Annotated in this window: 8 protein-coding genes; 2 read left to right on the top strand and 6 right to left on the bottom strand. The window is 39.3% G+C overall.

Going from position 1 to position 6397, the window contains the following annotated elements; translation table 11 throughout:
- Positions 1-825: 825 nt before the first annotated feature.
- Positions 826-1587: a PAS domain S-box protein gene (locus CUU66_RS23010; protein WP_180955409.1), complete on the top strand. Its 762-nt coding sequence runs from the start codon at positions 826-828 to the stop codon at positions 1585-1587.
- Positions 1588-2008: 421 nt separating this feature from the next.
- On the opposite strand, the gene CUU66_RS23015 is transcribed toward CUU66_RS23010, so the two are convergent.
- Entirely contained in the window at positions 2009-2356 is a 348-nt protein-coding gene (locus CUU66_RS23015; RefSeq protein WP_101645738.1) for a hypothetical protein, read from the bottom strand.
- A gap of 519 nt (positions 2357-2875) precedes the next feature.
- Here CUU66_RS23015 and CUU66_RS23020 point away from each other — a divergent pair.
- The gene (locus CUU66_RS23020) at positions 2876-3130 is read left to right on the top strand and encodes a hypothetical protein (RefSeq protein ID WP_101645739.1); all 255 of its coding nucleotides are present in this window, start codon (positions 2876-2878) and stop codon (positions 3128-3130) included.
- A 70-nt stretch (positions 3131-3200) separates the two neighbouring features.
- On the opposite strand, the gene CUU66_RS24495 is transcribed toward CUU66_RS23020, so the two are convergent.
- The 5 genes from CUU66_RS24495 to CUU66_RS23045 all read right to left on the bottom strand — a co-directional run.
- Entirely contained in the window at positions 3201-3503 is a 303-nt protein-coding gene (locus tag CUU66_RS24495; RefSeq protein WP_180955410.1) for a hypothetical protein, read from the bottom strand.
- A 691-nt stretch (positions 3504-4194) separates the two neighbouring features.
- The gene (locus tag CUU66_RS23030; protein ID WP_101645740.1) at positions 4195-4629 is read right to left on the bottom strand and encodes a S1 domain-containing RNA-binding protein; all 435 of its coding nucleotides are present in this window, start codon (positions 4627-4629) and stop codon (positions 4195-4197) included.
- Between the two features lie 140 nt (positions 4630-4769).
- On the bottom strand, positions 4770-5114 hold the full coding sequence (locus CUU66_RS23035; RefSeq protein WP_101645741.1) for a hypothetical protein: 345 nt from the start codon (positions 5112-5114) through the stop codon (positions 4770-4772).
- A 303-nt stretch (positions 5115-5417) separates the two neighbouring features.
- Positions 5418-5723 carry a hypothetical protein gene (locus CUU66_RS23040; RefSeq protein ID WP_101645742.1) on the bottom strand — a complete coding sequence of 102 codons (306 nt, stop codon included), beginning with the start codon at positions 5721-5723 and terminating at the stop codon, positions 5418-5420.
- Positions 5724-5810: 87 nt separating this feature from the next.
- On the bottom strand, positions 5811-6397 hold a 587-nt coding region (locus CUU66_RS23045), incomplete at its 5' end, for a gamma-glutamyl-gamma-aminobutyrate hydrolase family protein (protein ID WP_142383771.1).

Raw genomic sequence — 6397 nt, forward strand, 5'->3', positions numbered from 1 at the left:
CAAAATGTAGCTAATCTCTTAGATTCAGATTTTGCTAATTCTGCTATCCTTAGTAGTTTTGTCTCCATTCATCCCTACCTCTGAGTGTAGTAAATGTTTCCCTAGTAAGGGCGATAACTGGTAGCTAGCCTTTCCTCCATCGGCATTACCCAACTTCATTGGTACTACGCTGCTATCCGACTCCCTACACAGCATTTGGTTTCCTTGCTTTTTATCGCTTGTACACCATACTCTTCTAACAAGAAAAGGCCGGTAGGGTCTCCCGAGTTGCCGTATCATATCGATGTGTAACGTGCCAAGGTCTCTGACTCCAGAGAGGTTTTATCCATCTTGCCCTTATCGAAGGATAAAATGTAGCTTTCTGCAGTGCGTAAGGCATCAGCCCTCTCGATTTACTAACATTATGGAGCTCAATCCCTTCAACCATTTGGCTTTCGGCCCGCCACCTAACTGTCTACGCTTAAAGACTAAAGTTACCTTTAGCCCTCCAAGACTCGCTACGAGCGAATGGCTAGTTCTTACTCGACGGGAATCCCACCCGCTATATGATACGACCTAGGCTCGGCCGCACACGCACCCGTTACTTTAAGTGTAATACTTCACAATGAATTCTTAGCATTTTTACTTTGATGTCTCTAAACTGTGGTGTTACCGACTTGCTCCTTGAACGTGCCCTCCTAAGGAAAGGGGGTGCGACGCTCGATCCGCTGGATGACGAATTCATGGTCCTTGTGAATGAGAAAATACGAAAAAGGCAGGCATAGCCTGTCTTACATCTGTTATAATTATAAGAAAATGAAGCAGATAAGGGGTTCGTCCAAGTCTATGGTCAATAAACAGGAATTGTTCTCGTTCATTTCCGAGAAATCCCAGAATATCATCTCCATCCTTTCAGCCGACGGGGTGTTCACCTATATTTCCCCGACCGTCGAGGCTCTCCTTGGGTATTCCCCTCATGAGGTCATCGGGAAGCCGGCTGCCTCCTTCAACCCACCGGATACCAACAGAGAATGGCAGGATTACCGTAATTCGCTTTTCATCGATAAGAACACATTCCGCTTTATCGGGCGAGTCCGGCATAAGAACGGGGATTATCGCTGGTATGAGACGACAACTGAGATTATCCGGGATCCATCCGGCAACATCATCCAGACCATCAACGTCGGGCGTGACATTACCGACCGGAAACAAGCGGAGGAGGAACTCGCTTCCCTGGTGAAAGAGCTGTCCTCCCCTGTCATACCGGTAATCGACGGCATCCTTGTCATCCCGTTGATCGGAAAGTTTAATAGGGAGAGGATGTCGGACCTGATCCATACGGCATTGACCCATGTATCGAACGGAAAGGCGGACACCCTTCTTCTCGATGTAACCGGATACACCCATGCCGATGATCTTTCCCTTGCAGGGATTCAGCAGCTGATCACGGCCGTCCACCTTATGGGAACTGAATGCTTCATCGTTGGAATCTCCCCGGACCTCGCCATCGGACTGACCCGTTCCCAAATCAACCTGTCCGGCGTCCGGACGTTTTCCACCCTCCAGAAGGGGGTAGAATTTTGCATCCAGCGAAAAAGGGAGCGTTAAGTTCCCTTCTTATCTAAATATTTTTAATAATTGACTATCCGTATAAATACACCCCAGACTATATTTTATAAACTGAATTCCACGAATATATCAGTTTCCTTCTTCAAGTAACCTGCCCCTTTTTTTAATTAATATTTGTTCCTTGACTTTCTAGTGCTATCTTCAATAATGATTGTGATAATTAAATGGCTTGGGCCTTATGCTCCAATCATATTTTTGTGCTATTTTATTTTCCAAACTGCTTGTGAATTTTTATAAGAATTTATATGCGAAAGGCTCTGTTAATTTTCATTTCCATCAAAACTTGCAATCCTAATAGGCTGCACTTATTGAATTGCAATAACACAATAGCAGGGGATTGTGAAGAAATGTACTTATACTATAGGGTGCGTTAGCGGAAGATCACTCAATCACCCCTTTATTACTTTATCAGTTGGATTTCCTCTGTATTAAAGTCAACAGTATATTTCTTTTTTACTTTTACTTCACCATTTACGGGTTCATAAACTCTAATGAAATATTTAGTTCCCTCTTCTTTAAAAAAATCAATCGTCAAACTCTGTTTTTCTTCAGCACTAAGTTCGTTATAGACAAGCACTTCTGCATCTGCATCATCCTTTGATAATATACCTTTTTCTTCTGCAATTTTATCATCAAGCGTAACATCGCTTCCTGTCTTTTCTTTATTCTCTAATGTTGCGTTTGAGCAACCTATTATACTAAATACTAATAACCACGCACCTATAAAGAAAGATAAATTTATCTGCAAGAAAACCTCTCCTTTTATAGCATCACTTGCTTATAAAACAGACTGTTCTTTTTAAACAATCCTACCCGACTGCCGAAGCAGTCCTCTAGATACTAACGCACCCGTTGAAATTTTTTAATATTTTGTATCATTCATTTTTCGTTTACCCATTAAATACTTAAAACCTTTTATTGGTTCCTCTAAGGCATTAATGCCCTTTCCTGTTATACTTTCTAATCCTCTAGAAAAACTGCCATGTGATTTTAATATCAATATCAAGATTATCATAACCTACATAATCGGCTAACCCTTCAGAAAACCAAGGGTATATCTGTGCCCCCTTAAGTAACAGCAGGAAAGATTCTTTATAAATATATTCACTTCACTCATTCACAACTCCTCTATACTATTCAAAAAAGGCTGCTGAAGCGCCTTTTTTAAACTAATGCACCCTTAAGCTGAAAAACTTTTTCACTTAAAGACGATTGTTCAAAAAATGAAAGGGTATAAAACAGTTATATCAGAACTTGGGGGAATGATATGGCCACTCTTTTAAATAACTTAACAGAGTCATTAATCGAGACCCGTCACCGTTATAGAATGCTTAAAAATAATGGCATTGAATCAATGACTAACATTTATCCTGCTATCCCTTGGAACGCCGAACTATATTATCAACTTTTAGCAACCTTGCCCGAAGAGATCTTCCGTCTGGAACAAAAGATCGTGAAAATAGAAAATGATCTTAAGTCTGCAAGTAAGGTGAACTTATCCCTGTCAAGTAGACAGCCCTAAAAAAGACTAAGCAGCCAGTGTGAGACGGTACTCTACCGGAGCACACTGGTTGAGTCGTTTTTGGAACCTTTTATAATGTGATCCGGGGATATCCAAATTCTCTGTGGCTTAAATGAATGGCAAGGATTTGGTCTCTGACTACCTGGCCCTTTTTGTCTTTCTCATCGTGTGTCTCCATTGTTTTAACCCATTTGTAATAACCAGAACGCTTTACCTGCGTAATTTCCACCAGCCATGTAATAGAATACAAACTCTTCGTTTTATAAATGATCTCACACCTTAATGTTTGTTTGATTTCCCCTCCCCGTGTAGATTTGGAAATTGCTTTTTTTAGGTATTCAACCTGTGCCTTATAATAATCTCTCTCTTCCACAATACGGAAATTCGTCTTTGGTCGACCGATAAAATAGATGATCAGGAGTCGAACTATGTTTTCCTCTTTAATCGGCTAACGGTTGTCCTTCCTCCATTTGTTTCGCCCATGTCTTTAACTGGGTAGGGCGTCGGAGACCCATTTCTTAAGAAACCGTTTCGTAGCTCCCATGTCCACTTTGATACAGATGGATTGCCTTCCGTTAGAATTCCTCTGAATACCTTTGAAATTCACTTCCCTTTAGCCAAAAAAATATCCCCTCCAAGTACCTACTAGTGTAGCTCACATGAATGATCATGGACTTTTTACACTATCTACTTAAAGGGGATAATAATATCTATTGTGAGCTTTTTTTCTTTGTTATATGTTGAAACTAATATATCACAGCAAAGAAAAAGAACCATTTATAGGTTCGCTTCTTGGGTATGTTGTTCAACATAAGCAAATTTGCCATTTTGTCTCACCCGGTAAATGTTTTTTGCACTATTTTTATCGACTAACTATAAGTAAAATAGCTCTCTCTCCACCAGCAACGTCCTCTTAAGCAAAGGACTTAAACATACTCCAGACTTAATTCAGGTACTAACACACCCGTTTATTTATGGATAATATTTCACAAACTTTTTTCTAAGTAAGAAAAGGACTGCCGGAACAGCCCCCTAATCGGAATGAAGAAGGAAACCGAAGCAAGTTAACCACGTCTTCCTCCTCTTCCACCTCGTTTTCCTTCAGTGTTACGTTTTAGAGAAGTTAAGCTCTCTTCACTTCTCTTTAAGAATTGAGACATTTTATCTTCAAAGGTTTCTCTTGGTTTAAAGTTACCTTTAGAACGATCATTCCCTCTTCCTTGAGTTGGGCGAGGACGCTGTTTATTATAAGATTGCCCTTCAGGTTTATCTATGGTTTGCTTTATTGATAAGGCAATCTTTCCTTCTTTCTCACTTAACACTTTTACTTCAACCATATCGCCAATTTTCAGATGATCATTAACATCTTTTACATAACTATCAGCAACTTCACTGATATGCACAAGACCTGTTGTTCCTCCAGGTAATTCTACGAATGCTCCAAAATTAGTGATACCAGCAACTTTACCTTGTACCTTACTTCCTATTTCTATTGACATTAAAATAATGTGCCTCCTCGATATGTTAAAAACAGTTTATTATAACAAGGGAATGGCTGTAATATCAAATTAGATATTTTATAGATATGATTAAAGCAGCCATATCAGACTTCCACTAACGCACCCTTTAGATGAATAACCTAATTGTTGGAAGACTCGATATAAAAATAAATACCGGATTTTTTATCAATCTTAGGTTTAACTGTTCGCCCCGTTTTTGTTTCTATAATTGTTTTGGATTTACTTGTCAAACCGCAATAGACGTTAAACTTTTCCTTAGACTGTGTTTCTATTTCCCAGCTATTCCAACTATCCTGCGAAGTTATTTTTTGACCATCGCTTTTAATCTGGACGTATGCCGCACTTCTGAACCAAGCATATTGATTATCACGGTTGCTTATACTGGCTACACTTACCGCCGTTCCATCTTTTCTCTCATCCTTAAACACAATAAAAGTTTCATTACCGGCCCTAACTTCTCCCAAAATGTCTCCTTTATTAATTGTTTCCTCTGTGATTCCATAATGAAATGCTTTTTCTTTTGAGTTAAACCATTTTAATTGATCATCGTCCGAATTTGAACATGCCGTAACAGTTAGCCATAGAAATAATATTGTGAATGATTTCTTTACTTTCTCCCACGTTTATACATCATTTTTTACATACGCCTAGGTGTTTCAGAGGTTTTTATGCTGACTGCTTAAGCAACTGTATCTTCTTAGACTAACGTTCACATTAGTTTATTTAAAATAACTCCGGACATTTAACATATAGAATGCATCCTAGACTTAATCAAACGGTAAAGGTTGAGTTCCATCGCCATCGGTAAAGCGATATTTTCTCGCCAGTTCAGCCACCATTATTGTGTCTCCCGAAAACTCAGATACCGTGGTGTCTGATGCCAATGCCACAACCGCACGACCTACATACTCTGTTGTTCCCGTTGTTCCATCCTCTGGTCCAAAACCTGAATCTATAACGCCAAGTTTGATAGTTTTACAGGATCGTCCTTGCCACACAGTTTGAGTCAACTTCGACACTAAGAAAAATAAAACCCTCCAACCTTCCTTAAAGTGGTACGAAATAGCTTCCATCACCAGTCATCTGTTCCACAAATGCACCCGTTAAAGAATAATTCCAATAACGGGCAAAGCTCTTTGCAAAAAAAGCAAAATGCGGTGTTAACATGCTCCAATAAATGCCTTAAATAAAAGTTTCATATCCTTGTCTGTTTTAGTCATGTCTTCTGGATGCCACTGTACACCCAAAATCCAGTGATTCTCGTCGTCATTTGATTCTACAGCTTCAATAACTCCATCCTTCGCAACCGCAATAGGTTTAAGTATTGGAGCTACTTCATTAACTGCTTGATGATGAAAACTATTTACATTTAGTTCCACTTTCCCTGTAATCTTATTTAATTTACTGCCCTTTTCGACAGTAATTAAATGAGTTGCATCCCCTCTAGAGGAGGTAGCTTGGAAGTGTTTTAGGCAGTTTTCCTTTTCACTTTCAACATCTTGTATATTCGTTCCACCTAGTGCTGCGTTTAAGATTTGAATTCCTCTGCATATTGCAAAAATAGGAATATTTTTATTTCTAGCAAATTCTATTATAGATACTTCCATGCTGTCTCTTTCGGGTATAATTTTTCCTAACTTTGGATGAGGTTCAGCACCAAACAGCTGAGGATTTATGTCTTCACCGCCACTTAAAAGAATACCATCGCATATAGAAAACATTTTCTCCGTTATTTCCTTGTTACCAA

The sequence above is a fragment of the Peribacillus deserti genome, assembly GCF_002863585.1.
GTDB classification, from domain to species: Bacteria; Bacillota; Bacilli; order Bacillales; family DSM-1321; genus Paraperibacillus; species Paraperibacillus deserti_A.

Excerpts from the sequence above, each read along its gene's own strand:
- CUU66_RS23010 (WP_180955409.1), top strand. The coding sequence starts at position 826 with ATGGTCAATAAACAGGAATTGTTCTCGTTCATTTCCGAGAAATCCCAG.
- CUU66_RS23040 (WP_101645742.1), bottom strand. The coding sequence starts at position 5,723 with ATGGAAGCTATTTCGTACCACTTTAAGGAAGGTTGGAGGGTTTTATTT.
- CUU66_RS23020 (WP_101645739.1), top strand. The coding sequence starts at position 2,876 with ATGGCCACTCTTTTAAATAACTTAACAGAGTCATTAATCGAGACCCGT.
- CUU66_RS23030 (WP_101645740.1), bottom strand. The coding sequence starts at position 4,629 with ATGTCAATAGAAATAGGAAGTAAGGTACAAGGTAAAGTTGCTGGTATC.